This is a genomic window from Streptomyces sp. NPDC048001 (genome assembly GCF_043203115.1).
GTDB lineage: Bacteria > Actinomycetota > Actinomycetes > Streptomycetales > Streptomycetaceae > Streptomyces > Streptomyces sanyensis.
In genome coordinates, this window is record NZ_JBIDBN010000014.1 from 116,960 (window position 1) to 141,107 (window position 24,148).

Annotated in this window: 27 protein-coding genes and 1 pseudogene; 17 read left to right on the plus strand and 11 right to left on the minus strand. The window is 74.0% G+C overall.

What is annotated here, in order from left to right; translation table 11 throughout:
- Positions 1 to 69: 69 nt before the first annotated feature.
- The 4 genes from ACGF15_RS24995 (at position 70) to ACGF15_RS25010 (ending at position 1,994) form a co-directional block, all read left to right on the plus strand.
- Positions 70 to 582 (plus strand): MarR family transcriptional regulator, encoded by a 513-nt coding sequence (locus tag ACGF15_RS24995; protein WP_345616237.1) that lies wholly within the window; start codon positions 70 to 72, stop codon positions 580 to 582.
- Between the two features lie 262 nt (positions 583 to 844).
- Positions 845 to 1,333, plus strand: a complete 489-nt coding sequence (locus ACGF15_RS25000; protein ID WP_345616236.1) for a sigma factor-like helix-turn-helix DNA-binding protein — start codon at positions 845 to 847, stop codon at positions 1,331 to 1,333.
- Positions 1,333 to 1,584, plus strand: a complete 252-nt coding sequence (locus tag ACGF15_RS25005) for a hypothetical protein (protein WP_362611664.1) — start codon at positions 1,333 to 1,335, stop codon at positions 1,582 to 1,584. Before ACGF15_RS25000 ends, ACGF15_RS25005 begins: the two co-directional genes overlap by 1 nt.
- A 218-nt stretch (positions 1,585 to 1,802) precedes the next feature.
- Positions 1,803 to 1,994, plus strand: coding sequence for a DUF1059 domain-containing protein (locus tag ACGF15_RS25010; protein WP_256527034.1), 192 nt, complete (start codon positions 1,803 to 1,805; stop codon positions 1,992 to 1,994).
- Between the two features lie 65 nt (positions 1,995 to 2,059).
- Here ACGF15_RS25010 and ACGF15_RS25015 read toward each other — a convergent pair whose 3' ends face one another.
- Positions 2,060 to 3,214: a cystathionine gamma-synthase gene (locus ACGF15_RS25015; RefSeq protein WP_345616234.1), complete on the minus strand. Its 1,155-nt coding sequence runs from the start codon at positions 3,212 to 3,214 to the stop codon at positions 2,060 to 2,062.
- Between the two features lie 192 nt (positions 3,215 to 3,406).
- On the opposite strand from ACGF15_RS25015, the gene ACGF15_RS25020 reads away from it, so the two are divergent.
- The 3 genes from ACGF15_RS25020 to ACGF15_RS25030 all read left to right on the plus strand — a co-directional run bounded on the left by ACGF15_RS25020 (position 3,407) and on the right by ACGF15_RS25030 (position 6,071).
- Positions 3,407 to 4,510 carry a hypothetical protein gene (locus tag ACGF15_RS25020; RefSeq protein WP_345616233.1) on the plus strand — a complete coding sequence of 368 codons (1,104 nt, stop codon included), beginning with the start codon at positions 3,407 to 3,409 and terminating at the stop codon, positions 4,508 to 4,510.
- Positions 4,511 to 4,800: 290 nt separating this feature from the next.
- Positions 4,801 to 5,466, plus strand: coding sequence for a peptide-methionine (S)-S-oxide reductase MsrA (msrA, locus tag ACGF15_RS25025; RefSeq protein WP_345616232.1), 666 nt, complete (start codon positions 4,801 to 4,803; stop codon positions 5,464 to 5,466).
- Positions 5,463 to 6,071, plus strand: a complete 609-nt coding sequence (locus ACGF15_RS25030) for a hypothetical protein (RefSeq protein ID WP_392802091.1) — start codon at positions 5,463 to 5,465, stop codon at positions 6,069 to 6,071. Before msrA ends, ACGF15_RS25030 begins: the two co-directional genes overlap by 4 nt.
- A gap of 171 nt (positions 6,072 to 6,242) precedes the next feature.
- On the opposite strand, the gene ACGF15_RS25035 is transcribed toward ACGF15_RS25030, so the two are convergent.
- The gene (locus tag ACGF15_RS25035) at positions 6,243 to 6,818 is read right to left on the minus strand and encodes a hypothetical protein (protein ID WP_392802094.1); all 576 of its coding nucleotides are present in this window, start codon (positions 6,816 to 6,818) and stop codon (positions 6,243 to 6,245) included.
- 383 nt (positions 6,819 to 7,201) lie between these two features.
- On the opposite strand from ACGF15_RS25035, the gene ACGF15_RS25040 reads away from it, so the two are divergent.
- The 4 genes and pseudogenes from ACGF15_RS25040 to ACGF15_RS25055 form a co-directional block, all read left to right on the plus strand.
- The gene (locus tag ACGF15_RS25040; protein ID WP_360654428.1) at positions 7,202 to 7,822 is read left to right on the plus strand and encodes a hypothetical protein; all 621 of its coding nucleotides are present in this window, start codon (positions 7,202 to 7,204) and stop codon (positions 7,820 to 7,822) included.
- Between the two features lie 15 nt (positions 7,823 to 7,837).
- Positions 7,838 to 8,041, plus strand: a complete 204-nt coding sequence (locus ACGF15_RS25045) for a hypothetical protein (RefSeq protein WP_345616225.1) — start codon at positions 7,838 to 7,840, stop codon at positions 8,039 to 8,041.
- 111 nt (positions 8,042 to 8,152) lie between these two features.
- The gene (locus ACGF15_RS25050) at positions 8,153 to 8,365 is read left to right on the plus strand and encodes a hypothetical protein (RefSeq protein WP_392802098.1); all 213 of its coding nucleotides are present in this window, start codon (positions 8,153 to 8,155) and stop codon (positions 8,363 to 8,365) included.
- Positions 8,366 to 8,494: pseudogene (locus ACGF15_RS25055) on the plus strand (transcriptional regulator); the annotation flags it as partial.
- Positions 8,495 to 8,581: 87 nt separating this feature from the next.
- Here the strand turns inward: ACGF15_RS25055 and ACGF15_RS25060 are convergent.
- The 3 genes from ACGF15_RS25060 to ACGF15_RS25070 form a co-directional block, all read right to left on the minus strand.
- Complete coding sequence (locus ACGF15_RS25060) at positions 8,582 to 9,580, minus strand: GNAT family N-acetyltransferase (RefSeq protein ID WP_392802101.1); 999 nt, start codon at positions 9,578 to 9,580, stop codon at positions 8,582 to 8,584.
- 139 nt (positions 9,581 to 9,719) lie between these two features.
- Positions 9,720 to 10,982: an Ig-like domain-containing protein gene (locus tag ACGF15_RS25065; RefSeq protein ID WP_345616223.1), complete on the minus strand. Its 1,263-nt coding sequence runs from the start codon at positions 10,980 to 10,982 to the stop codon at positions 9,720 to 9,722.
- Between the two features lie 457 nt (positions 10,983 to 11,439).
- Entirely contained in the window at positions 11,440 to 11,820 is a 381-nt protein-coding gene (locus ACGF15_RS25070; protein WP_362611693.1) for a hypothetical protein, read from the minus strand.
- 104 nt (positions 11,821 to 11,924) lie between these two features.
- Between ACGF15_RS25070 and ACGF15_RS25075 the strand changes: the two genes are divergently transcribed.
- Positions 11,925 to 12,215: an LAETG motif-containing sortase-dependent surface protein gene (locus ACGF15_RS25075; RefSeq protein WP_345616221.1), complete on the plus strand. Its 291-nt coding sequence runs from the start codon at positions 11,925 to 11,927 to the stop codon at positions 12,213 to 12,215.
- 47 nt (positions 12,216 to 12,262) lie between these two features.
- On the opposite strand, the gene hutH is transcribed toward ACGF15_RS25075, so the two are convergent.
- The 5 genes from hutH to ACGF15_RS25100 form a co-directional block, all read right to left on the minus strand.
- Positions 12,263 to 13,822 carry a histidine ammonia-lyase gene (hutH, locus tag ACGF15_RS25080; protein WP_345616272.1) on the minus strand — a complete coding sequence of 520 codons (1,560 nt, stop codon included), beginning with the start codon at positions 13,820 to 13,822 and terminating at the stop codon, positions 12,263 to 12,265.
- Positions 13,823 to 13,958: 136 nt separating this feature from the next.
- Positions 13,959 to 15,161, minus strand: a complete 1,203-nt coding sequence (locus ACGF15_RS25085; RefSeq protein ID WP_345616220.1) for a sensor domain-containing diguanylate cyclase — start codon at positions 15,159 to 15,161, stop codon at positions 13,959 to 13,961.
- Between the two features lie 101 nt (positions 15,162 to 15,262).
- Complete coding sequence (locus ACGF15_RS25090; protein ID WP_345616219.1) at positions 15,263 to 16,063, minus strand: enoyl-CoA hydratase-related protein; 801 nt, start codon at positions 16,061 to 16,063, stop codon at positions 15,263 to 15,265.
- 255 nt (positions 16,064 to 16,318) lie between these two features.
- Positions 16,319 to 17,500, minus strand: coding sequence for an adenylate/guanylate cyclase domain-containing protein (locus ACGF15_RS25095; protein ID WP_345616218.1), 1,182 nt, complete (start codon positions 17,498 to 17,500; stop codon positions 16,319 to 16,321).
- A gap of 202 nt (positions 17,501 to 17,702) precedes the next feature.
- Positions 17,703 to 18,572: a biotin--[acetyl-CoA-carboxylase] ligase gene (locus ACGF15_RS25100; protein WP_345616217.1), complete on the minus strand. Its 870-nt coding sequence runs from the start codon at positions 18,570 to 18,572 to the stop codon at positions 17,703 to 17,705.
- Between the two features lie 150 nt (positions 18,573 to 18,722).
- Here ACGF15_RS25100 and ACGF15_RS25105 point away from each other — a divergent pair, with 150 nt between their 5' ends.
- From ACGF15_RS25105 to ACGF15_RS25120, 4 genes are all read left to right on the plus strand, one after another.
- Entirely contained in the window at positions 18,723 to 20,315 is a 1,593-nt protein-coding gene (locus ACGF15_RS25105) for an acyl-CoA carboxylase subunit beta (protein ID WP_392802108.1), read from the plus strand.
- Positions 20,316 to 20,326: 11 nt separating this feature from the next.
- The gene (locus tag ACGF15_RS25110) at positions 20,327 to 20,536 is read left to right on the plus strand and encodes an acyl-CoA carboxylase epsilon subunit (RefSeq protein WP_256527059.1); all 210 of its coding nucleotides are present in this window, start codon (positions 20,327 to 20,329) and stop codon (positions 20,534 to 20,536) included.
- Between the two features lie 139 nt (positions 20,537 to 20,675).
- Positions 20,676 to 20,804 carry a morphogenic membrane protein MmpB gene (gene mmpB, locus ACGF15_RS25115; protein ID WP_256527060.1) on the plus strand — a complete coding sequence of 43 codons (129 nt, stop codon included), beginning with the start codon at positions 20,676 to 20,678 and terminating at the stop codon, positions 20,802 to 20,804.
- 73 nt (positions 20,805 to 20,877) lie between these two features.
- Positions 20,878 to 21,468, plus strand: a complete 591-nt coding sequence (locus ACGF15_RS25120; RefSeq protein ID WP_345616215.1) for a nucleoside triphosphate pyrophosphatase — start codon at positions 20,878 to 20,880, stop codon at positions 21,466 to 21,468.
- A gap of 25 nt (positions 21,469 to 21,493) precedes the next feature.
- Here ACGF15_RS25120 and ACGF15_RS25125 read toward each other — a convergent pair whose 3' ends face one another.
- Complete coding sequence (locus ACGF15_RS25125; protein ID WP_362614956.1) at positions 21,494 to 21,961, minus strand: hypothetical protein; 468 nt, start codon at positions 21,959 to 21,961, stop codon at positions 21,494 to 21,496.
- A gap of 354 nt (positions 21,962 to 22,315) precedes the next feature.
- Between ACGF15_RS25125 and ACGF15_RS25130 the strand changes: the two genes are divergently transcribed.
- Positions 22,316 to 24,070: an acetyl/propionyl/methylcrotonyl-CoA carboxylase subunit alpha gene (locus ACGF15_RS25130; protein WP_392802113.1), complete on the plus strand. Its 1,755-nt coding sequence runs from the start codon at positions 22,316 to 22,318 to the stop codon at positions 24,068 to 24,070.
- Positions 24,071 to 24,148: the final 78 nt, after the last annotated feature.

A 24,148-nucleotide genomic window follows, 5' to 3' on the forward strand; every position in this document is an offset into this window, starting at 1 on the left:
CTTACGCGCCCGTAGCCGCGTACGCTGTCCCCCTACCTCCCGACCACCGCACGAGAGAGCCCCTCAGCCATGCCCACTTCCCAGGACATGACGACCGACCTCGGTCCCGGCCTCCTCGATGCCCTCCAGCACCAGGTGGCCGTCTTCGCCCGGCGCGCCGAGCAGACCCGCCTCGGCGGCGTCGGCCAGGCCCGCAACTCCATGGACCGCGCCGCGTACCTCCTGCTCAACCGGCTGGACCAGGAAGGCCCGATGGGCGTCAAGGCGCTCGCCGCGGGGATGGGCATCGACTCCTCGACGGTCACCCGCCAGGTCGCGCCGCTCGTCGACAGCGGGCTCGTCAAGCGCACCTCGCACCCGGAGGACGGGCGGGCCGTCGTGCTCCAGCTCTCCCCGCGCGGCCAGGCGCGGCTGGACGAGGTGCGCTCCTCCCGGCGGGAGCTGATGCGGCAGGTGACGGACGGCTGGACCCAGGACGAGCGCGAGTCCTTCTGCACCCTGCTCACCCGCTTCAACTCGGCCCTGTCCGCCTGGCAGGCCGGGCTGCACCCGGGCGATCCCCAGGCGCCGACCGACTCCTGACGAGCCCGGCCGGGTGTGCCCGGCCCGGCGGAACCGACCCCGGCGTGCCCGCCCCTGCGCCCGCCCCTGCGCCGGCTCGCGGCCTCGCCGCACCCTCCGGCCGCACGCTCCGGCCACGGCCTCCGCCGGTGGCCCGGCGCCGTAGGCGGTGGCCTCCGCTGGCGGCCCGGCGCCGTACACGGCGCGTACACGGCCGGATGCTTCGCCGTCCGGCGCCGCCGACCCCTTGACCGGAGCACCGCCCCGGGCCCTGAATGAGAACGTGAGCGAACGGCACTCGGCCCAGGACCGGCGCCGCACCCGGGAGTTCGACGCCTTCGTCGCGGGCGCGGCAACGCGGTTGCTGCATGTCTCCACCCTGCTCACGGCCGAGCCGCCCACGTCCAACCCCCGCGCCCAGGAGCTGCTGACGGCGGCCCTCGCCCGCACCTACGCGGACTGGGACCGCCTGCGGGGCGACGACCCGTACGACCGCACGCGCCGCGAACTCGCCGTCCGCTTCGCCCGCGGCGCCTGGCGCCACCACCGGTGGGCCGCCGAGGGCGTGCTGGGCCGGCTCACCCCGCAGGAGCGGCTGGTCCTCGTCCTGCGCCTGTACGAGGGGGTCGCCGAGGAGCAGGCGGCGACGCTGCTCGGTATCCCTCCCGAGCGCGTCCGGGCCGTGTGCACACGGGCGGTCGCGGTCATGCGCAACTCCTCCTCGGCGCCGCCCTCCCGGCTCGGCGTCCCCACCCGCCTCGGGACGGCCTGATGAGCGGATCGGAGCGGAAGGAGGCCGAGGTCCGCCGGATGATGGAGACCCCGCACCCGGTGGTCCCCGGTGGGCTCGGTGCGCAGGCGGCGGCCCGGGGCGACCGGCTGCTGCGCCGCCACCGCGCACTGCGGCGCACGCTCTGGCTGGTGCTGTCCGCCGCGCTGCTGGCCCTGGCGGTGTGGGCGCTGGCCACCGAGCCGTGGCTGCTTCCCCCCTCGGACACGGTGCCGCCCGTGGAGGGCGTCTGAGGGAGCCGCTGCCCTGTGCGGTGCCCGGCCGGCGCACCGGGGCGCGGCCCGGCCGCGGGGGGGGCGCGGCGACATACGGTGACCGGTGGGCCGGTGACGGGTCGCGGCCGGCGGCGGGGTGCGTCCCGCGGGCCGCCCGCACCCGCGGCGGGGGCCTCGGAGTCCTACCCTGGAAGGGAGCGGCGTTAAGGGAACCGATCGTCCCGGAGGAGGCCGCCATGACCAGGAAAGTCGCCGACTGCCGCAACACCCCGAGTGTCAGCGGGTGCACCCTCACGATCACCGGTGAGGAGGAGGAGGTCGTCCGGGCGGCGGCCGAGCACGCCGTCTCGGTGCACGAGCACACGGACGGCCCCGAGCTGCGCCGGATGATCCGCGAGGGCCTGGAGGACGAGAAGGTGCCCGCCTGAGCACACGGCACACGACGGGGCCCCGTCCGCGCCTGTGCGGACGGGGCCCCGCGCGGGGCCCGGGGTCAGCCCAGGGCCTGCTTCAGGTCGGCGACCAGGTCGTCGGCCGCCTCGATGCCGACCGACAGCCGCACCAGGTCGCCCGGCACCTCCAGCGCCGAGCCGACGACCGAGGCGTGGGTCATCCTGCCGGGGTGCTCGATCAGCGACTCCACGCCGCCCAGCGACTCGCCCAGGGTGAACAGCCTCGCCCGGTCGCAGACCCGGACCGCGGCCGCCTCGCCGCCCTCGACGCGGAAGGACACCATGCCGCCGAAGGACTTCATCTGCTTCGCGGCCACCTCGTGCCCCGGGTGCTCGGGGAGCCCCGGGTAGAGGACGCGCGTCACCCGGGGGTGGGTGGTCAGCATCTCGGCGACGCGGGCCGCGTTCTCGCTGTGGCGGTCCATGCGCACCGGCAGCGTCTTGATGCCCCGCAGCACCAGCCAGGAGTCGAAGGGCCCGGCCACCGCGCCCATCGCGTTCTGGTGGTAGGCCAGCTCCTCGCCCAGCTCGGCGTCGGCCGCCACCAGGGCACCGCCGACGACGTCCGAGTGGCCGCCCATGTACTTGGTCAGCGAGTGCACCACGACATCCGCGCCGAGGGCGATCGGCTGCTGGAGGTAGGGGCTCGCGAAGGTGTTGTCGACGACCAGCCTGGCACCGGCCCCGCGGGCCACCTCGGCGACCGCGGCGATGTCGGTGATGCCGAGGAGCGGGTTGGAGGGGGTCTCGACCCAGATCACCTTGGTGCGGTCGTTCACCGCGGCGCGGACGGCGGCCGGGTCGGAGGTGTCGGCCACCGAGTAGTCGACGCCCCACCGCTGGACGACCTTGGCGAACAGGCGGAAGGTGCCGCCGTAGGCGTCGTTCGGGATCACCACGTGCGCACCGGGGTGGAGCAGGGTGCGCAGCAGGCAGTCCTCGGCGGCCAGCCCGGACGCGAAGGCGAGACCACGGCGGCCGCCCTCGATCGCCGCCAGGTTCTCCTCCAGCGCGGTGCGGGTCGGGTTGGCGCTGCGGCTGTACTCGTAGCCGCCGCGCAGTCCGCCGACACCGTCCTGCTTGTAGGTGGACACCTGGTAGATCGGCGGTACGACCGCGCCCGTCAGCGGGTCGGCCGTGTTGCCCGCATGGATGGCGCGGGTCTCGAAGCTGTGCATGGTGTGGTCGTCGCTCATGAGGCCCGAGCGTAGTCCCGTGGCGGGCGGTGCGCGCCCGCGACCGTGCACCCCGTCGGCTCCACCCGACCGCACGCCCCGGCGGGCCCTCGCCCCCGGAAGGCGGACGGGCCGGACGCGGCCTTCGCCGGGGCCGGGGACGCAGGGGGACGGGCCGGACGGGGCGCGGGCGCGGTCCGGGACAATGGGGCCATGGAGATTCTCTGGTTCCTGATCGCGATGGGCATGCTGGCCGCGGTCGTCGGCCCCTTCGTCATGCGCCGCCGCTCCGGCATCCGGCTCGCCGCCCCCGGCTCCCCCGAGGCCGCCGACCCCGACGACTACGGCTTCCTCCGCCAGGAACTGCTGGACGTCCGGCTCCCGGGCCCGGACCAGGACCTCCTCGACGTCCTCGACGTCGTCCAGCGCACCCAGGACTGGCGGGCCGCCGCGCAGCTGCTCGCCGGGACGCCGAAGGAGGGGGAGGTCCGCTGGCAGCGGGTGCAGGCCTTCGCCGGTGCGGCCTCCCTCGAACTCGTGAAGCAGCCGGGTACCGGCGGGGCCTGGCTGCGCGACTGGCGCTCCGATTCGCCCAAGGACGCGGGCGGCGCGCAGGTGCACGCCGAGTTCCTGGTGCAGCAGGCATGGCGGACGTCCACCGCCGGAACGGACGAGTTCCGGATCATCCTGGAAGAGGCCCGCAGCGTCTGCGAACAGGCCGCCCTGCTCGCCCCCGGCGACCCGGTACCCGCCATCACCGAGCTGGCCGTCGCCCGCGGACTCGGCGCCTCCCGGGAGGAGTTCGACCGGCTCTGGGCGCGGATCCTGGACCGCGCCCCCGCGCACATGGGCGCCCACCTCGCCGCGCTGCACCACCTGTGCGCGAAGTGGCACGGCTCCCGCGAGGAGGCGGACCGGTTCGCCGTCGCCGCGGCCGCACGGGCACCCGAGGGCTCGCTGCTCGCCGCGCTGCCGCTGTTCGCGGTCTACGAGCACCTGCCCGAGGTGAACCTGGTGAGCGGCTTCTACCAGGGCGCCGTCGTCACCAGGGCGGTCGAGGGAGCCCTCTACGCCGTCCACTCGGCGCGCGCCGACGACCCGATGCTCGCGCACGTGCGGCACCTGCTGATCCTCTTCCTGGTGCGGTCCGAGCGGTGGGCCGAGGCCATGCAGCAGCTCGTCCGGGTGGACGGCCACGTCGGCGCCGTGCCCTGGACGCAGAGCGCCGACCCGGCGGCCGAGTACACGGTCCACCGCGCCCTGGCGGTGGCCGGCTACGAGGCCAACGGCGGCAGCCCGGCGACGCTCCGGCGCTGACGGCCCCGCCCCGGCCGGGCCCCGGCCGGGGACACCGGTCCGGGCCCGCGGGGCGCGTCCGGGACCTCTGGTCCCGCCCCGCCGGCCCCCGGGGACGACGGGTACGTCGACGCGACGCCCTGCGGTGGCGCCGCCGGGCCGACCCGGCGGAGGCCCGCGTCCGGCGGTACGACGCCCCGGTGCGGCCTGCCGCCGAGCGGACGGCGACCGGGCACGGACCGGGCCCGGTGGAATTCCCGACGGCACCGGGACGTTGTCCCCGGTGCCGTCACCGTGAAGGAGAATCGACCATGCTCTTCGGCCGTACGCCCGTGCTGCCCACCCCGGAGCAGGCCCTCAAGGGCCGCCCCGAACCGTCCTTCACCGTCCCGGAGCGCCACACCGTCCTCGGCAACCCGCTCCTCGGCCCCTATCCCGAAGGTCTGGAGGTCGCGGACTTCGCCCTCGGGTGCTTCTGGGGAGCCGAGCGCGTCTTCTGGCGGACGCCGGGCGTGTGGACCACTCTCGTCGGCTACCAGGGCGGCCACACCGAGAACCCGACGTACGAGGAGGCCTGCTCGGGGATGACGGGCCACACCGAGGCGGTACGGGTCGTCTTCGACCCCTCGGCCGTCTCGTACGAGCAGCTGCTGAAGGTGTTCTGGGAGGCCCACGACCCGACGCAGGGCTTCCGCCAGGGCAACGACGTCGGCACCCAGTACCGCTCGGCCCTCTACACCCACTCCCCCGCCCAGGCCGCCGCGGCCGCCGCCTCCCGCGACGCCTACCAGAAGGTCCTGACGGGCTCCGGACTGGGAACGATCACCACCGAGGTCCTGCCCGCGGAGGGACGCCCCTTCTACCCCGCCGAGGCGTACCACCAGCAGTACCTGGACAAGAACCCCGGCGGCTACTGCGGCATCGGCGGCACGGGGGTGAGCTGCCCGGTCGGCGTGGCCAAGGCTCCCGGGGAGTGAACGACGTACCACTCCCCGACCCGGCGCACGAGCGGCTGACCCGGCTCTGGCAGGCCCACCGGCCTGCCGGGCCGATGCTGCCGTGGGAACTGAAGACGGTGTACGGGAGCCGCTGGGTGCGCTTCCACAGCCTGCCGGGGTCGAAACGCCACGCGGAGGACGAGGCCGAGTACGCGGTCCTCCTCGACCGGTACAACACGGTCCTCGACGAACTCTTCGCGGGCGGCGAGGCGTACGTGGTGACCTCCGAGTGGGCGGCCCCGTCAGAGCCGACGGACCCTTCGGCCCACCGTGCTGCCCTCCACCCGGAGGGCACGCTGTGGACGACCCTGGACGACACCGACGACCCGGATCCGGCCTTCCACATCCGCTGGTACTTCTACGCCGACCGCCGCCCCTGGCAGCGCGGCTGCCTCGACCCGCTCCTCCGCGCCGTCGCGGACGACACGCTGCCCGGTGGTGTCCTCGTGACGGACCCCGGCTTCACCCGCGTCCACCACCCGTACGACGGCGGCGCGGACGTCATCCTCCCCACCTCCGGGGAACGGGACCGCCTGCGCAACCGCCACTCCGCCTGGCTGTCCACACACCCCTCGGGCTACTGATCAGGACGGGTCGAAGACGTGGACCCGCTTCGCGTCCAGATGGAGCTCGTACGGGCCCCAGCAGTCTGCGGCGAGCCTGGCCACCCGGGCGCCGCAGGGACAGGCGCGGTTGAGCCCGCTGTCCCCGGACGGTCCGCAGCATCCGGCACTGTTCTTTCCCGGCCTGCCACGTCAGCGACCATCGCCCCCGGACCGCCCCGGCGGGGCGGTGCGGCTTCCGCCGAGCAGGAGCACCAGACCGGCCAGGCCTCCCACCAGCCACGCGCCCATCGCGAACACCGGTCCCCCGAGGGCGAGCGCGGCGACGAAGCCCGCGAGCGAGGCCGTGAGCACCCCGGCAGCGCTGCGCTCGACGACCGCGCCCCGGGCCCATTCCTGCCGCAGCATGCCGTCACGGCGCCACAGTTGCCAGAAGGCGACGGCGGTGAACAGGGCCATGCCCCCCGCGATGGGCAGGGGAATCGGGGGGAACCCAGCGGTGACGGCGCCGTCGCCCTGGGCCAGCTCCCGCACCCCGGTGACGAGCATCACGGGTCCGAGCAGGGCGAAGACGGCTGCTACGGCCCGGACGAAGCCGGGCCGCACGGGCGTCCTCCTGGTGGCGCCGAAGAGCACGGACCGCTGCGAGAACGTCAGCAACCGGCCTGCGGCACCCCGTATGTCCGCCGCCACGATCACACCGAATCCCGTCGCCAGCACGCCCCACACCACAGAGAACAGCGCACCGCCCTCACTGCTTCCCTGCATCCCGATCCTTCCGCCGTCATCTGTGCGAACCGCTGCCACCGTACGGCGACCTGCCTGCCGGTATCGATGCCGGGTTCCGGCAGTCCTCAGGTGGTCCCTGCTGCCGAGGAGACCGGGAGCCTTCCCCCGTGCGACCAGAGCGCACGGCGTCGGCCTCCCTGCGAGGCCGACCGGCTGCGCGGTCCGACCTCGGCGACCCGGTCCTCCTACCGCGACGGTTCGGACCGCCGCAGGGAACGTCGGTGACCCGGCATCAGGTTCCGTCGTGGGCCCGAATACCCGGTATGCCGTGCAAGCTCAGATTCCGCTCAACTCATTTGATCTTACTTGGGCCGGTGCATACCGTTTTTCCTGACCAATTGCAGTACCAAATGGGGGAAACCATGCGGAAGACCACCGCTGCCGTCCTGGCCGGGCTGTCGACGGCCGCCCTTGTCGTGACCGGAGCGACGACCGCCTACGCGGACGGTCAGGACCCGGCGGGATTCGCGGCCGCCTCGACAGTGGGTGACGTCCCGTCCGACTACACCGGCGAGGACTTGGCCGAGGACGTCGTCATCGAGGACATCGAGGGCGAACTCCTGGCCCCGGAGGACAAGCCGAGGCGTGTGGCCAGGTCCGCAGCCGGATCCACGGCCATCGGCTCGTTCAGCTACTCCGTCGGGGGAACGACGATCAGCATTCCGACCGGCTGCTTCATGACCCACAGCATCAAGGGCTCGGGCAAGAGGATCAACCGGCAGATCGCCGGTGTCGACTGCGTGGGGCCTTCGGTGTTCGCCTCGCGCTTCTGCAACACGCGGTTCGAGTTCCACTACGCCGACACACGAGGGAAGACCTACAAGATCCAGCGCGGGCCCCTCCTGACGAAGTGCCACACGGGCACCGTGCCCGTGTACACCTTCTCCAAGGCCCACACCCTGCCCAAGTACGGCAAGGCATGCGCACAGCTCTTCGTGAACGGCTCCCGCAAGGCCGTGCAGTGCCACTACATAACGAAGTGATGCATCATGGCAGACATGGCCTACAGCTCCCGGCATTGGTGGACCGAGTTCCTCCTGTTCGTATGTGTCAGTGCGGTGTGCACCATCGTCCCCGCATGGCTCTGGATGGCTTCGCAGGAGGGGCGTGAGGTGACCGCCAACGGCTGGGGGTTCATGGTTCCGGGCCTCGTCGTGGGCCTGTGGGCCGCCCGCCGGTACCGGCGGCGCCACCTGTCCTGACCGGCTTCAGGACCGATACGAGGAAGTGCCGCACGCTCACGGCGTGCGGCACTTCGTCGTCTTCCGGCCGGGCTCGGCCCCGGCGCGCACGCCCTGGTCACCGTCCACCGGGTGCTGTTCCCCGAGACCGACTTCCAGCCCGAAGGGCTGGCGGCGGCCCTGCTGCTGTGGGTGGAGCGGGAGTTCGGCCTGCCGCCCTTTCCCGTCGGCGCGGTGTTCGACCGGGCCGCGTACCGCTACCGCTTCACCTGGCCCGGCGACGGCGCCGCGGTCGCGGACGCCGCCTCGCGGGGGTGGGCCCGGCCGCCCCGGGCGCCGGGGTAACTGTCCGTGAAGAGCGAGGAGTTCCGGTCGCTGTGGGCGGCGCACACGGTGGCGGACAAGGGCCACGGCGTCAAGCGGCTGAACCATCCGCTGGTGGGCGACCTGGATCTGGCGCACGAGACCCTTCAGAGGCGGCGGACGCGGGCACCAGGTGAGTGCGGACAGCGGGTGCGTGAGAGACCGGGTGCGGGAGGGAGGTCCGGCGGGGCGGGAGGCTCACAGGGTCGTCCGGAAGTACCCGGCAGGCCGTTCGGGCCGGTAGCCGAGGGCCGCGTTGACGGCGCGCATGGGCGCGTTGTCGTCGGCGACGGTCGTGGCGATCTCGCGCAGGGAGGGCAGGGCCTCGGGCAGGAGGCCCATCAGGTGGCGTTTGACCGCCCGGCCGAGGCCCCGGCCGCGGTGGCGGGGGGTGACCACGGTGTCGTACTGGAGGGCCCGGGTGTCGGCGGGGTCGCGCAGGACGAGTTCGGTGTAGGCCGCGACCTCCCCTGTGTCGGTGTGCAGGACGGCGGCGGTGAGGAGACGGCCACCGCGCTCCTCGACCAGGCGGGCGGCCGCCCTCACGCGGTCGGCGTCCCAGGCGGGGGCGGGTGTGCCGGGGTCGCCCGAGGGGGCGTCGGCCATGGCGCGGTGGGCCTCGGCGAAGGGCTCGGCGTGGGCGTCGGGGACCGTGCCCGTCCAGTGGGCGTGGGTGTAGCCGGGCGGGAGGGCGGGGGCCTGCGGTTGTGCGGCGAGGGCGCCCCGGAGGTCCTGCACGTACCAGGCGAGCGGCAGGGCGTTGTCGAATCCGCGGGCGCGGGCGAAGCGCTCTCCGGCGCCGCCGCTCTCCAGCAGGGCGGACAGCGAGGTGCGGCCGTCGGCGAGGAGGGCGGCGCGCAGGGCCTCCCAGAGCCGGTGCCCCGTGCCGTGTCCGCGGGCGGCGGGGCGGACGGCGAGGGTGTCGAGGTGGGCCGTGTGCCGGTCGGCGTCGTCGGTGGGGAGCACCAGGGAGGCGACGCCGTCGAAGCCGCCGTCGGCACCGGGGGCGGTCAGGTGCAGGGTGCGGGTGCGGGCGGCCGGGACGCCGAGCCTGCCGGCGCTGTCGGCCCGGCCGGGCGGGGGTACTCCGGGGAGGTCGTGGAGGTGCGCCTCGCGCACGGTGGCGTGCCAGGCGTCGACGGCGGTGTCGGTGGGGGGCGTGGCCAGGGGGGTGACGGGCGGGGCGGAGGTGCTCATGGGTGCACGCTACGAGCATGCCCGACGGGGCGCAGGTGGTTTTCCCCGCGGTGCAGGGGCCCGGCGGCCCCGGCGGAAACGGAAGCGGCGGCCCCCTCCGTCGGGGGCCGCCGCGTGGGTGGCGTCGTGCGGTGGTGGGTCAGACGGCGGAGCCGGCCTTCCACTGCGACCAGGGCATGTTCCAGCCGTTGAGGCCGTTGTCGGGCTGGATGACCTTGTCCTTGGAGTTCTTGACGACGACCACGTCCCCGATGAGGGAGTTGTCGTAGAACCAGGCGCCGGGCTGGTTCGGGTCGCCCGCGCCCTTGACGTCGTTCAGGCCGACGCAGCCGTGGCTGGTGTTGGCGCTGCCGAAGACGGAGTCCGCGCCCCAGTAGTTGCCGTGGATGAAGGTGCCGGAGGTGGACAGGCGCATGGCGTGCGGCACGTCCTTGATGTCGTACTCGCCCTCGCCGTCGTCGTCGGTGAAGCCGACGGTGGCGCCGTTCATCCGGGTCTCCTTGAACTTCTCGGAGATCACCATCTGGCCGTTGTAGGTCGGGTTCTCGGGCGAACCGGCGGAGATCGGGATGGTCTTGACCGTCTTGCCGTCCTGGGTGACCGTCATGGTCTTGGCGGCGACGTCGACGGTGGAGACCTGGTTGCGGCCGATCTTGAAGGTGACGGTCTTCTGCTGGACTCCGTACATGCCGTCCGCGCCCTCGACGCCGTCGAGGGCCAGCTTGAGGGTCACCGTGGAGCCCTCGGTCCAGTACTGGTCCGGGCGGAAGTCCAGGCGCTGGTCGTTGAACCAGTGGCCGACGACCTCCTGGCCGGAGCTGGAGCTGACGGTGATGCCGGACTGGACGGCCTTGCGGTCGGTGATCGCCTTGTTGAAGTTGATCGAGACCGGCATGCCGACGCCGACGGTGGAGCCGTCCTCGGGTGTGAAGTAGCCGATGAAGCTGTCGTCCGGGGACACGGTGGTGAAGGAGGAGTTCTCGTGGGCCTCCATCCCGGCCTCGTCCTTCGCCGTGGCGGCGAGCTTGTAGGAGGTGGACCGCTCCAGCGGGGCGTCCGGCTGCCAGCTCTTGCCGTCCGCGGCCAGGGTGCCCGCGACCGGGGTACCGTCCGCGGCGGTCAGGTCCACCTTGGTCAGGGTGCCGTCGGTGACGGTGACCTTGGCGGCGTTGTTGATGCTGGCGTTGTCGGTGCCGTTCTCGGGCGTGATCGCTATTCGGGCCTTGGAGACCTCCTTGGCCGCCGCCGCGTCGACCTCCGCCTGTGACGCCGCGGAACTCTTGGTGGACGCTTCCTTGTCGCCGTCGCTGCACGCGGAAAGCACCAGCACGCCCCCGAGCATCGCGGACACGGCCACCAGGCCCCTGCGCCGCTTGCTGTCCGTCATCACACGCTTCTCCATCGTCGCCGATTCCGCCTGACCGTCACTAGGGACAATCCCCATATCGGGGTATCCGGTTCCCTCCCCGCAAGGGATGTGGGGAACACCACTGCCGGGCGCTCCCCCGGGCGCCTGCCCCGCCGTTCGTTTCGACGCGCCGGGAAGCCCGCCGGTTGCGCCCGCGGGCCGGTTCGTTGCTCCTGCCCGGTGTCCGGGCTCCGATGCCCGCTTCCCGCGCCGGACCGCGGAAGGACCCACCGGGGGCCGTGGCGGGACCGCTCCGTCCCCATCATGCTCCTCGGCGGGGCCGTCCCGGTACCGCCCCCCTTCGGCCACGGCTGCCCCGGTGCGGCCGGAGCCGTCCGGCGCGTGCGGGCGGTCCCGGGTGTGCGGGCGTGCCCCTGTGTCCCGGGCGCCCCGGCCGCCCCGGGCGGGGCCGCCGCGCCCGCTCCCGCGCCCTGCCGTGCGCCTCGCCGCCCTACCGTGCGCCCTCTCCGGCCCGGTCGTCCTCCTCGTCGTCCTCGTCCTCCTCGTCGTCGGCGGTGTCGTCGTCCTCGTCGTCGAGGTCCCACTCCAGGGCGTCCGGGTCGTAGGCGACCGCCTCGCTGCTCCAGGACGCCTGGGTCAGCTCGACGCCCGGCACCTCCGAGAGCAGGTCGAAGGGGTCGACGAGGGAGGCCAGAGCCTCCGCTCCGTCCTCGCGCACCGCCGACTCGGCGTGGGCGCGCTCGTCGTCGTGCAGCAGCGGGTCGGCGGCGATCCGCTCCAGCGCCGCGCCCGTGAGCGCCCGAAGGTCCTCGATCTCCAGGACCAGATCCACCCGGAGGCGCACGAAGCGCCCGGTCTCATCCGTCGTCATGGAACGGGAGCGTAGGCGGCGGTGCCCTCGGGTTTCCCGCGACCCGCTGCGTTCACTAGCATCGGCGCACCGCAGATCACCACCGCTTCGAGGGGGACCGCTCCGTGTCCGTCGCACGTCGCCCGCTGCTGACCGCAGCCACCGCAGGAACGCTGCTGTGCGCGCTGTGGTTCGTCCCCTCGGCGAACGCGACCGCGGACAGACCGGCGCGGTCCTCCGCGGCTCCCTCCAGCGCTCCCGCACCCGCCCCCGAGGACGGCGGGCAGGGCCTCCGGCTGGCGGAGACGGGCAGCGTGGACACCACCCCCTATCTGGCCGGGGGCGCGGCGTGCCTGGCGATCGGTGCGGGCTTCGTCGCCTTCTCGGTACGTCGCGGGGCCGCCCGGCCCGCCTGACCGGTCGCCCCGGGGCGGACCGGACGGTCCGCCCCGGGGCGCGGGCCTCAGGCCAGCGGGCCGGTGACCGGCTCCACGGCCGCGACCAGCCGGCCGTTGCGCACGAAGGCGTCCGCGGCGGCCAGATCGGGCGCGAGGAAGCGGTCGGGGCCGGGGCCCTGGACGCCCGCGGCGCGCAGCGCCTCCACGGCGGCGCGGGAGGCCGGGGCCGGGGTCAGGTGGCGCCGGAGCTCCAGCGCGCGGCTGGCCGCGTACAGCTCGACGGCGAGCACCCGGGTGAGGTTGTCGACGGCGGTGCGCAGCTTGCGCGCGGCCGACCAGCCCATGGAGACGTGGTCCTCCTGCATCGCCGAGGAGGGGATGGAGTCGGCGGAGGCCGGGACGGCGAGCCGCTTCATCTCGCTGACCAGGGCGGCCTGGGTGTACTGGGCGATCATCAGACCGGAGTCCACTCCCGCGTCGTCGGCCAGGAAGGGCGGCAGGCCGTGCGAGCGGTTCTTGTCCAGGAGCCGGTCGGTGCGGCGCTCGGCGATCGAGGCGAGATCGGCGGCGGCGATGGCGAGGAAGTCGAGCACATAGGCGACCGGGGCGCCGTGGAAGTTGCCGTTGGACTCCACCCGGCCCTCGGCACCGGCGGTGTCACCGAGGAGGACGACGGGGTTGTCCACCGCGGCGGCCAGCTCGCGCTCGGCGACCAGGGTGGCGTGCGCCAGGGTGTCGCGGCCCGCGCCCGCGACCTGGGGGGCGCAGCGCACCGAGTAGGCGTCCTGGACGCGGGGGGCCTCCTCCTCCTGGAAGTGCCCGGTGAGGCCGGAGCCCTTCAGGACGGAGAGCATGTTGGCGGCGGAGGCCGCCTGGCCCGGGTGCGGGCGGATGGCGTGCAGCTCGGGGGCGAGGACCTTCTCGGTGCCGAGCAGCGCCTCCAGGGTCAGCGCGGCGGTGATGTCGGCCGAGGTGTAGAGCCGGGAGAGGTCGGCGAGGGCCATGATCAGCATGCCGAGCATGCCGTCGGTGCCGTTGAGGAGCGCCAGCCCCTCCTTCTCGTGGAGCTCCACCGGCTTGACGCCGTGCTCGGCGAAGAGCTCGGCGACCGGCCGCAGGGTGCCGTCGGGGCCCTCCGCGTCGCCTTCGCCCATGAGGGCGAGGGCGCAGTGGGACAGCGGTGCGAGGTCGCCGGAGCAGCCGAGGGACCCGTACTCGTGGACGACGGGGGTGATGCCGGCGTTGAGCAGGTCCGCCATGGTCTGCGCGACCTCGGGGCGTACGCCGGTGCGGCCGGAGCACAGGGTCTTCAGGCGCAGGAACATCAGGGCGCGCACCACCTCGCGTTCGACGCGCGGGCCCATCCCGGCGGCGTGCGAGCGCACGATGTTGCGCTGGAGCTGGACGCGCAGCTCCGGGCTGATGTGGCGGGTGGCGAGGGCGCCGAAACCGGTGGAGACCCCGTAGACGGGCTCGGGCCTGGCGGCCAGGGCGTCCACGACGGCCCGGGCCTCGGCGAGGGCCGCGCGGGCTTCGGGGGAGAGTTCGACACGGGCCCCGTCGCGGGCCACGGCGACGACGTCTTCGACGGTGGTGCCGGACGTCCCCACCACGACAGTGTGCATATCCATATTCAGCAGCGTACGGACTGAATCGCAACCTGTCACCAGTCGGGCGGGCGGCGGCTCCGGGCCACGAGGGAGGCCGGCGAAGGACGTCCCCCGACCGCGAGGACGGCCGGCGAAGGGCGGCCCCGGCCCGTCACGGCTCGCTCCACGGCTCCTCGGCCGCTGCCGCCGGGTCCTCCTCCGGGCGGGCGTCGCGGAAGCGCCTGCGGTCCTGCGGCGAGGGCGGAGGGGAGTCGGCCAGGCGCATCACGGTCCCGTCCCGCCCCGCGACCACCGGCCCGGGCGAGCGGGCGGCCTTGGCCCGGTACTGGGCGGCGTCGGCCAGCCGGAACAGCCGGCGCCCGTCGTGCACCCGGCCGATCGGGTCGCCGGTCGAGGCGACGCCGCAGGCGACCCCGGCACCCAGTTCGAGTTCCCCGGCCCGCACGCACAGCTCCTCGGCGACCGCGACCACCTCGTCCGCGGCGGGGCCCTCGGCGAGGAGGCAGAACTCGTCGCCGCCGAGGCGGGCCGCGAGCGCGCCCGCCAGCATCGCGCCGCACCGGGAGAGCACCGAGCCGAACCGTTCCAGCAGCCGGTCGCCGACGGCGTGCCCGAGGGTGTCGTTGACCTGCTTGAGGCCGTTGAGGTCGCAGACCACCAGGCTCACCACCGTGCCGTCCGCCACATGCCGCTCCAGGGCCTCGTCGAGGCGGCTGTCGACGGCCCTGCGGTTGGCCAGGCCGGTCAGCGGGTCGGTGAAGGCCAGTCGGCGCACCTCCTCCAGCCGCTCGGTCTGCACGATCCCGGCGGCGACCACCGAGGCGAGCACCGTGGCGAAGCCGGCGTCCTCGCCGGTGAAGAGGGGCGCGCCGAGGGGGCGGGCCACATAGAGCTCGCCCCAGGCGCGGCCGTGGAGCACGATGGGCGCGACCACGCAGGAGCCGCGGCGCCGCCGGCGCAGGGCGGCGACACGCTGGTGGCAGTAGCCGTGCCCCGGTGTGGCGGGGCCGTCGGCGGTCTCCACCCAGGCGCCGCCGCGGTGCTCGCCGGTGGCGGGGCCGCCCGCGCCGCCCGCCCACTGCGCGTGGAGGAACTCGGTGATCTCGGGGAAACGGTTCACCGGATAGCTCTCGGACTCCGGGAACTCCTCCTCGTCGTCCACTCTCTGACCGGCGTTCACCAGCACCCGCAGCCTGCCGCGCTCGCGCTCCCACGTCGACAGCGCCCCGAAGGTGCCGTCGAGCGCGACACAGGCGCCGAGCGCGGCGGCGCGCCAGGTCTCGCGCGGCGTATGGGCGGCCGCCATCGCCTGTGCCAGCGCCACCACGGCCCGCAGCCGCCGATCCTCAGCCATCGTTCCAGCTTAGGGAGGTTTGTCCGGTTTTCACCGGTCGACGCGGGCATGAACGGCCGGGGCGGCCCGGAGGGCCGTCCCTTCCGGGCCGCCCTCCGGGGTCACTCCCCCGGCCAGGCCGGCTTCCGCTTCTCGTTGAACGCGGCGACCCCCTCGGCGCGGTCGCCGGAGAAGGCCGTGGCACGCCAGGCGGCGTCCTCGACCTCCAGGCCCGCCCGCAGATCCAGGCCCTGGCCGAGGCGCATGGCCTTCTTGGCGTTGCGCAGACCGACCGGCGAGTTGGCGGCGATGCGCGCCGCGAGGGCCAGCGCCTCGGCGCGGGCGTCCTCGGCGAGCACGTCGACCAGTCCCGTCTCCCGGGCCTCCGCGGCCTCGACGCGCCGCGCCGTGAAGACCAGCTCGGCGGCCCGCGCGGCGCCGACGCGCCGCGGCAGGAGCTGGGTTCCGCCGCCGCCGGGGATGACGCCCACGGAGACCTCGGGCAGCCCGACCACGGTGGTGGCGTCGCCGACGATCACATCGCAGGAGAGGGCGAGCTCGAAGCCGCCGCCGAGCGCGAAGCCGTGCACGGCCGCGATGGCCGGCATGGGAAGCTCCAGCACCCCCGTGTAGGCGGACCGCGCGGTCGGGCGCTGGCGCACCAGGTCGGCGTCGGAGAAGGAGTTGCGCTCCTTGAGGTCGGCGCCGACGCAGAAGGCCCTGTCGCTGCTGGAGGTCACCACGGTGACGCGGACGTCCCGGTCGGCGGCGAGCGCCTCGCAGGCGGCGGCGACGGAGGCCGCCATCGCGGTGGAGACGGCGTTCATCGCCTTCGGACGGTCGAGCACCAGCTCGGCCACGTACCCCTGCTCGTGCCTGCGCACCGCGACGAACTCGCCGAACCTCTGCTCGGTCTCCGCCATGACGTCCCACCCTCCCGGTTAACGATGGTTCACCGGGATCATAGGTCCCCTCGGGCGCCCCGGCAGGGGTGCGGCCCGGGAAATCCGCGCCCGGCGGGCACCGGGCGGGCCAGGCCCGACCGACGGCGGGACCGGGGGCGCGTACCCGGGGCGGGACGGGGGCGCGCACGGGAGACGCGGGCCGGACCGACCCCGGGACGACGGGGCGGGGGCGCGGGCGGGGCAGGAGGGACGGGAGAGGCAGGACGGGGCGCGTCAGGGGCGGGGGCGCCGCCCGAGCAGCCACGGCTCCACCACGCCCAGGCCGCGCACCGGGCGCTGCCACATCGGCTGGAGCCCGTAGCGGTAGGGCGAGGGCTCCTCCCCCTCCTTCTCCGCGGCAGCCGCCTCGGCCTCCGACGCGGGCGCGTCCCCGGTCCTGATCAGCTCCTCGGCGAACGCCCCGTCCACCAGGACGGCGTCCTTCGGCGCTATCGACGTCAGCCGGCTGGCCAGGTTGACCGTGGTGCCGAACACATCGCCCATCCGCGTCGTCACCGTGCCGAAGGCGATGCCGACACGCAGGGCGGGCATGGTCTCGTCCTCGGTCATCGCGTCGATCAGGCGCAGCGCGATCTCGGCGGCGGTGCGGGCGTCGTCGGCGGCGTAGAGGACCTCGTCGCCCAGGGTCTTGATCAGCCGGCCGCCGTGGGCGGCCACCAGATCGGCGCAGGTGGTCTCGAAGGACTCGACCAGCTCGCCGAGTTCCTCCTCCTCCAGCCGCCGGGTCAGCCGGGTGAAGCCGACGAGGTCGGCGAAGCCGACGGCGAGGCGCCGGTCGACCATCTCCTCGTCGTCCGCGGCCTGCACCACGCGGCCGGTGGCCGCCGCGAGCTGGCGCCGCCACACGTAGACGAGGAACTCCTCCAGCTCGGGCAGGAGCAGTTCGACCAGGGGGTAGGTGACCTCGGTGCGGGTCATCCCGGGTTCCGGCGGCTCGGTCAGGCCCTCCAGGAAGGAGTCGATCTGCCACTCGGCCAGGCGGGCGGTGGTCTGCCCGGTGGACCGGGCGACCTGGATGGCCATCGGCTCGCTGAGCAGGCCCGCCTCGACGAGGCCGGCGAGGCGCCGCAGGGCCAGTACGTCGGCCTCGGTCAGCGCCTTGGCCTGGCCGATGTCGGCGAAGCCCATGGCGCGCCAGAAGCGGGAGGCGAGCTCCATGGAGACCCCGGCCGTACGCGCGGCCTGGAAGGGCGTGTAGCGGCGCTCGGCGCCCAGGATCAGCTGTTCGAGCCGGATGGCCAGCGGGTCGTCCGAGGGCTCCGCCGTGTGGTCGACCTCGCGGTGCGGCGGGTGGACGGCGCCGGCTCCCGACGAGGCCCCGGAACCGGAGGAGCCGGAGGAGGGGTCGCGCGGCGGCTGCGCGCCCGCGCCGGACGTGGTGTCGTCGACGGTCACCAGCCGCCTCCTGCCCGTTCCCTGCGCACGTACCTGCCGATCTGTCGCTCGATCGCCTCAACGATACGGCAGGTGTGCCTCAGCTCACGTCCCGAAGGCCGACTCGATCCGGACGGGATCGGGTATACCGGCCGGTCACCGGGGGCGTCCCCCCCGCCCCGGGCGCCCCCGCGGCCGCACCGGCCCCGCGCGTCCCGGCCCCTCAGCCCGCGGTGCGCAGATGGACGACGTCGCCCGCGCCGACCGGGGTGCGCTCGCCGTCCGCGCCCGAGACGACCAGGCGGCCGTCGGCGTCGAGGGCGACGGCCTCGCCGGTCAGCTCCCGGCCTCCGGGCAGCTCGGCGCGGACCGTGCGGCCCAGCGTGGCGCAGCCCGCCGCATAGGCCTCCTGGAGCCCCGAGGCGGCCGGGTCGCCGCCCGCCGCCCGCCACCGCGCGTACCACTCCTCCAGCGCGCGCAGCACGGACCGCAGCAGCGGGTCCCGGTCGGTGGAGACGGCGTCCGCCAGGGCCAGCGAGCCCGCCCCCGGGACGGGCAGCTCGTCGGCGCGCAGCGTGACGTTGACGCCGATGCCGAGCACCACCGCGTCCCCGCCCGCCCGCTCGGCGAGGATCCCGCCGGTCTTGCGCTCCTCGCCGTCCACGGTCACCAGCAGGTCGTTGGGCCATTTGAGGGACATGTCCGTCCCCGCCGACCGGGCCAGGCCGGTCGCGGCGGCGACTCCGGCGAGCAGCGGGAGCCAGCCCCAGCGCTCGACGGGGACGCCCGCACCGGGCCGCAGCAGCACGGAGACGAACAGGCCGGAGCGGGCCGGGGCGGTCCAGCTGCGGTCGAGGCGGCCGCGCCCGGCGGTCTGCTCCTCGGCCACCAGCACGGCGCCCTCCTCCAGCGAGGCGGCACGTTCCACCAGGTCCGCGTTGGTGGAGCCGGTCGAGGCGACGACCTCCAGGGAGGTCCACAGCCCGCCCGGGACGAGGATGCCGCGGCGCAGCGAGGCGGTGTTCAGCGGCGGGCGGTCGAGGTCGGACCAGCGGCTTGCGTGCGCGCCCTCGGGCGCATTGTCTGGCGTCATGCAACCCAGGTTAGGTGTGGCAAACGCCGCACTGCCGAACGCAATCGGCGCCGATACGCTACGAGCCGGTAGCAACGGAACCCGTTCCGTCGACTCCGTCACCGACCCCTCCGTCACCGTCCCCGCGACCAGTCAGGGAGCCGCACCCCGATGTCCGAGCCGGAAGCCATCGACATCCACACCACCGCGGGCAAGATCGCGGATCTCCAGCGCCGGATCCACGAGGCGACGCACGCCGGCTCCGCTCGTGCGGTGGAGAAGCAGCACGCCAAGGGCAAGCTGACGGCCCGGGAGCGGATCGGGCTGCTGCTCGACGAGGACTCGTTCGTGGAGCTGGACGAGTTCGCCCGCCACCGCTCGACCAACTTCGGGCTGGAGAGGACCCGGCCCTACGGCGACGGCGTGGTCACCGGCTACGGCACGGTCGACGGCCGCCCGGTGGCGGTGTTCTCGCAGGACTTCACCGTCTTCGGCGGCGCCCTCGGCGAGGTGTTCGGACAGAAGATCATCAAGGTGATGGACTTCGCGCTGAAGACCGGCTGCCCGGTCGTCGGCATCAACGACTCCGGCGGCGCCCGCATCCAGGAGGGTGTCAGCGCGCTCGGGATGTACGGCGAGATCTTCCGCCGCAACACCCACGCCTCGGGCGTCATCCCGCAGATCTCGCTGGTGGTGGGGCCCTGCGCGGGCGGTGCGGTGTACTCCCCGGCCATCACGGACTTCACGGTGATGGTGGACCAGACCTCGCACATGTTCATCACCGGCCCGGACGTCATCAAGACGGTGACCGGCGAGGACGTGGGCTTCGAGGAGCTGGGCGGCGCGCGCACCCACAACAGCACCTCGGGCGTGGCGCACCACATGTCCGGCGACGAGAAGGACGCGATCGAGTACGTCAAGTCGCTGCTGTCCTACCTTCCGTCGAACAACCTCTCGGAGCCGCCGTCGTTCCCCGAGGCCGCGGACACGGCCGTCGGCGAGGAGGACCTCGAGCTGGACACGCTGATCCCGGACTCGGCGAACCAGCCCTACGACATCCGCACGGTCGTGGAGCACGTCCTCGACGACGCGGAGTTCCTGGAGACGCAGGCGCTGTTCGCGCCGAACATCGTGACCGGTTTCGGACGGGTGGAGGGCCACCCGGTGGGCATCGTCGCCAACCAGCCCATGCAGTTCGCCGGCTGCCTGGACATCGACGCCTCCGAGAAGGCCGCGCGCTTCGTGCGCACCTGCGACGCCTTCAACGTCCCCGTGCTGACCTTCGTGGACGTGCCCGGCTTCCTGCCGGGCGTGGACCAGGAGTACGGCGGCATCATCCGGCGCGGCGCCAAGCTGATCTACGCCTACGCGGAGGCGACGGTCCCGCTGATCACCGTCATCACCCGCAAGGCGTTCGGCGGGGCGTACGACGTGATGGGCTCCAAGCACCTGGGCGCGGACCTCAACCTGGCGTGGCCGACGGCGCAGATCGCCGTGATGGGCGCCCAGGGCGCGGTCAACATCCTGCACCGCCGCACCATCGCCGCCGTGGAGGACCCCGAGGAGCAGGAGGCGACCCGGGCGCGGCTGATCCAGGAGTACGAGGACGCGCTGCTGAACCCGTACACGGCCGCCGAGCGCGGCTACATCGACGCGGTGGTCATGCCCTCCGAGACGCGCGCGCACATCGTCAAGGGGCTGCGGCAGCTGCGGACCAAGCGGGAGAGCCTGCCTCCCAAGAAGCACGGCAACATCCCGCTGTAGGAGGCTGAGCGATGATCAGGGTCGTACGAGGAAACCCGACGCCCGAGGAGCTGGCGGCCGCCCTGGCCGTCGTCCGGGCGCGGGCCGCGGCGGCCGCCGAGGCGGCGGCGGGCGCGACGGAGGCGGTGCCGGAGGGGTGGTCGGACCCCGCGCGCATCGCCCGCACCCGCAGGCCCCAGCCGGGGCCGCGGTCCTGGGGGCGCACCTACTGGCCGGTCTGAGGGACGTCCCGGGCGGGGCGCCGTCCGGGACGGAGCGCGGGCCCGCCCGGTCCGGCCGGGGCGCGGGGCCGGGGTGCGTCCGGCGGGCCTGAGTACGCGTACTCAGGCCGCGGCGCGGCCGGGGCGGCAGGATCGGGGCATGCTCTGGTCCGATCCCGAGAACGAGCCGCCGAAGGAGATGCGCGACATGCAGGCGATGCTGCGCCGCGCGGGCCTGCTGCTGGCCCTCGCGATGCTGGTCGCCATGGTCGCGACCGGTCTGCGCTGACCGCGTCCGCACGGGGCCGCGGGCGCCCCTGCCCGGGTCCGGTGCCGGGTGGCGGCGCCCGTAGCATGGCGCCATGCGCCTCGTCCTCGCCTCCGCCTCCCCCGCCCGCCTCGGACTCCTCCGCCAGGCCGGTTTCGACCCGCACGTCCTGGTCAGCGGCGTGGACGAGGACGCCCTGAGCGCGCCCACCCCCGGGGAGCTGGCGCTGCTGCTGGCCGAGGCCAAGGCGGAGGCCGTCGCGGCCCGCCCCGAGGCGGCCGGCTCGCTGCTGGTGGCCTGCGACTCCGTGCTCGACCTCGACGGCGTGGCGCACGGCAAGCCCGCCGACGCCGAGGAGGCGACCGCCCGCTGGAAGGCGATGCGCGGCAGGGCCGGGGTGCTCAGGACCGGGCACTGCGTGATCGACACCGTGACCGGCCGCCGCGCCTCGGCGACCGCGTCGACCACGGTCCGCTTCGGCGAGCCCTCGGACGCGGAGATCGCGGCCTACGTGGCGAGCGGCGAACCGCTGCACGTGGCGGGGGCGTTCACGCTGGACGGCCGGTCCGCGCCCTTCGTGGACGCGATCGAGGGGGACCACGGCAACGTCATCGGGCTGTCGCTGCCCCTGCTGCGCCAACTGCTCGCCGAGGTGGGGCACTCCGTCACCGACCTGTGGACCTGAGGGCGGGGCCGCCCGCGGCACCGGCTCAGGCCGGGGCGGCGCCCGGTCCGGCTCCGGACGCAGCGGCCTCGGGGCCGCCGCCGGGATCCGCGGGCGCGGCCGGGTCGCGTTCGTAGGCGACCAGCGGCAGGACCACCAGGCCGAGCACGGCCATCAGGAAGGCGAAGGCGCCCCAGCCGACCAGTCCCACCGCCAGGGCGCCGAGCACGCCGTGCGCGACGGCGCAGACGACGAGCAGGATGCGCGCCGCTCTCCCGGGGGCCCGGTCGCGGACCCCGGTCAGCGCCAGCAGCGCGGAGCAGGCCGCGAGGAACAGGCCCGAGGCTATGCCGAGGGCCCAGGTGCCTCCGGCCATCACCTGCGGGTCCATTCCGTCCAGGGACATGTTCTGGCCCGACACGAAGCGGGCCATGATGCCGTTGAGCACGACCACGCCGACGGCCTCCGCCAGCAGGACCAGCGCGGCCGCCACGGCCACCGTTCTGCGCACCACGGCGCCCCCAACCCTCGTTGCCGGACGTACGTACGACGACCGGCACGCTACTGACCGGTAAACGCGGGGACAAGGGGTGCGGCACTCCCGGGCGCCCGGCAAAGTTTGATTGGTCCATTCGTAGGGACTCCACAAAGAATCACCCCAGGCCGGTGGGCCGGTGAACAGAGACCTTGACCACACCGGAGGGCTACTGTGCTGGGAGAGAACCCGTCGTACCGTGATGCGACAAGGGATTTCGCGCTCGATCGAGCCTCGAATCACGCTCCGTGTGGGCAAGCTCACCATTGGGGACGGGTCGAAAGGCCGTGTCGGCAGTCCCTAAACTCAGCTTGTTTCAAGGAGGGAGCCATCGTGCGCAAGGTGCTCATCGCCAACCGTGGCGAAATCGCTGTCCGCGTGGCCCGGGCGTGCCGGGATGCGGGGATCGTGAGCGTGGCGGTCTACGCGGATCCGGACCGGGATGCTCTGCACGTCCGTGCGGCGGACGAGGCGTTCGCTCTGGGCGGTGACACTCCGGCGGCCAGTTATCTGGACATCGGCAAGGTGCTGCAGGCCGCGGCGGACTCGGGTGCGGACGCGGTGCACCCGGGGTACGGGTTCCTGTCCGAGAACGCGGAGTTCGCGCAGGCGGTCCTGGATGCGGGGCTGACGTGGATCGGTCCGCCGCCGCAGGCGATCCGGGATCTGGGTGACAAGGTGGCCGCGCGTCATATCGCCCAGCGTGCGGGTGCCCCGCTGGTGGCGGGCACCCCGGACCCGGTGGCCGGTGCGGAGGAGGTGGTGGCCTTCGCGCGGGAGCACGGGCTGCCCATCGCGATCAAGGCCGCCTTCGGTGGCGGTGGCCGGGGTCTGAAGGTCGCCCGGACCCTGGAGGAGGTGCCGGAGCTGTACGACTCCGCGGTCCGCGAGGCGGTCGCCGCCTTCGGTCGCGGCGAGTGCTTCGTCGAGCGCTACCTGGACAAGCCGCGCCATGTCGAGACGCAGTGCCTGGCCGACCGGCACGGCAACGTGGTCGTGGTCTCCACCCGTGACTGCTCGTTGCAGCGCCGCCATCAGAAGCTGGTGGAGGAGGCGCCGGCGCCGTTCCTGACGCCGGAGCAGAACGCGGAGCTGTACGCGGCGTCGAAGGCCATCCTGAAGGAGGCCGGGTATGTGGGTGCGGGGACGGTGGAGTTCCTGGTGGGGCTCGACGGCACGATCTCGTTCCTGGAGGTGAACACGCGTCTGCAGGTGGAGCACCCGGTGACCGAGGAGGTCACGGGGATCGACCTGGTGCGGGAGATGTTCCGGATCGCGGACGGTGAGGAGCTGGGGTACGGGGACCCGGCGGTGCGGGGTCACTCTTTCGAGTTCCGTATCAACGGTGAGGACCCGGGCCGGGGGTTCCTGCCCGCTCCGGGCACGGTCACCCGTTTCTCCCCGCCGACCGGTCCGGGTGTGCGGCTGGACGCGGGGGTGGAGTCCGGTTCGGTCATCGGCCCGGCGTGGGACTCGCTGCTGGCGAAGCTGGTCGTCACCGGGGCGACCCGGGAGCAGGCGCTGCAGCGGGCGGCCCGGGCGCTGGCGGAGTTCGAGGTCGAGGGCATGGCCACGGCCATCCCCTTCCACCGCGCCGTCGTCGCCGACCCGGCGTTCACGGCCGACCCCTTCCGCGTCCACACCCGCTGGATCGAGACCGAGTTCGTCAACGAGATCCCGCCCTTCACTCCTGGCGGCGGGGACGCCGAGGAGGACGAGCCGGGCCGCGAGACCATCGTGGTCGAGGTCGGCGGCAAGCGCCTGGAGGTGTCGCTGCCCTCCTCGCTCGGCATGAGCCTGGCCCGCACCGGCCTCGCCGCGGGCGCCAAGCCCAAGCGCCGGGCGGCCAAGAAGTCCGGCTCGGCCGCTTCGGGCGACACCCTCGCCTCGCCCATGCAGGGCACCATCGTCAAGGTGGCGGTCGAGGAGGGCCAGGAGGTCAAGGAGGGCGATCTGATCGTCGTCCTGGAGGCCATGAAGATGGAGCAGCCGCTGAACGCCCACCGCTCCGGCACCGTCAAGGGCCTGGCCGCCGAGGTCGGCGCCTCGCTCACCTCCGGCGCCACGATCTGCGAGATCAAGGACTGACGTCCGAGGCACCACGTCCGTGCGGGCCCCCGGCAGCGTGCCGGGGGCCCGCGCGCGTCCGCACCCGGTCCGCCCGGG

Bases quoted from the DNA above. Each gene is read 5' to 3' on its own strand.
- ACGF15_RS24995 (WP_345616237.1), top strand. From the start codon at position 70: ATGCCCACTTCCCAGGACATGACGACCGACCTCGGTCCCGGCCTCCTC.
- ACGF15_RS25005 (WP_362611664.1), top strand. From the start codon at position 1,333: ATGAGCGGATCGGAGCGGAAGGAGGCCGAGGTCCGCCGGATGATGGAG.
- ACGF15_RS25010 (WP_256527034.1), top strand. From the start codon at position 1,803: ATGACCAGGAAAGTCGCCGACTGCCGCAACACCCCGAGTGTCAGCGGG.
- ACGF15_RS25015 (WP_345616234.1), bottom strand. From the start codon at position 3,214: ATGAGCGACGACCACACCATGCACAGCTTCGAGACCCGCGCCATCCAT.
- ACGF15_RS25020 (WP_345616233.1), top strand. From the start codon at position 3,407: ATGGAGATTCTCTGGTTCCTGATCGCGATGGGCATGCTGGCCGCGGTC.
- msrA (WP_345616232.1), top strand. From the start codon at position 4,801: ATGCTCTTCGGCCGTACGCCCGTGCTGCCCACCCCGGAGCAGGCCCTC.
- ACGF15_RS25035 (WP_392802094.1), bottom strand. From the start codon at position 6,818: ATGCAGGGAAGCAGTGAGGGCGGTGCGCTGTTCTCTGTGGTGTGGGGC.
- ACGF15_RS25040 (WP_360654428.1), top strand. From the start codon at position 7,202: ATGCGGAAGACCACCGCTGCCGTCCTGGCCGGGCTGTCGACGGCCGCC.
- ACGF15_RS25045 (WP_345616225.1), top strand. From the start codon at position 7,838: ATGGCCTACAGCTCCCGGCATTGGTGGACCGAGTTCCTCCTGTTCGTA.
- ACGF15_RS25060 (WP_392802101.1), bottom strand. From the start codon at position 9,580: ATGAGCACCTCCGCCCCGCCCGTCACCCCCCTGGCCACGCCCCCCACC.
- ACGF15_RS25065 (WP_345616223.1), bottom strand. From the start codon at position 10,982: ATGGAGAAGCGTGTGATGACGGACAGCAAGCGGCGCAGGGGCCTGGTG.
- ACGF15_RS25070 (WP_362611693.1), bottom strand. From the start codon at position 11,820: ATGACGACGGATGAGACCGGGCGCTTCGTGCGCCTCCGGGTGGATCTG.
- hutH (WP_345616272.1), bottom strand. From the start codon at position 13,822: ATGCACACTGTCGTGGTGGGGACGTCCGGCACCACCGTCGAAGACGTC.
- ACGF15_RS25085 (WP_345616220.1), bottom strand. From the start codon at position 15,161: ATGGCTGAGGATCGGCGGCTGCGGGCCGTGGTGGCGCTGGCACAGGCG.
- ACGF15_RS25090 (WP_345616219.1), bottom strand. From the start codon at position 16,063: ATGGCGGAGACCGAGCAGAGGTTCGGCGAGTTCGTCGCGGTGCGCAGG.
- ACGF15_RS25100 (WP_345616217.1), bottom strand. From the start codon at position 18,572: ATGACGCCAGACAATGCGCCCGAGGGCGCGCACGCAAGCCGCTGGTCC.
- ACGF15_RS25105 (WP_392802108.1), top strand. From the start codon at position 18,723: ATGTCCGAGCCGGAAGCCATCGACATCCACACCACCGCGGGCAAGATC.
- ACGF15_RS25110 (WP_256527059.1), top strand. From the start codon at position 20,327: ATGATCAGGGTCGTACGAGGAAACCCGACGCCCGAGGAGCTGGCGGCC.
- mmpB (WP_256527060.1), top strand. From the start codon at position 20,676: ATGCTCTGGTCCGATCCCGAGAACGAGCCGCCGAAGGAGATGCGCGAC.
- ACGF15_RS25120 (WP_345616215.1), top strand. From the start codon at position 20,878: ATGCGCCTCGTCCTCGCCTCCGCCTCCCCCGCCCGCCTCGGACTCCTC.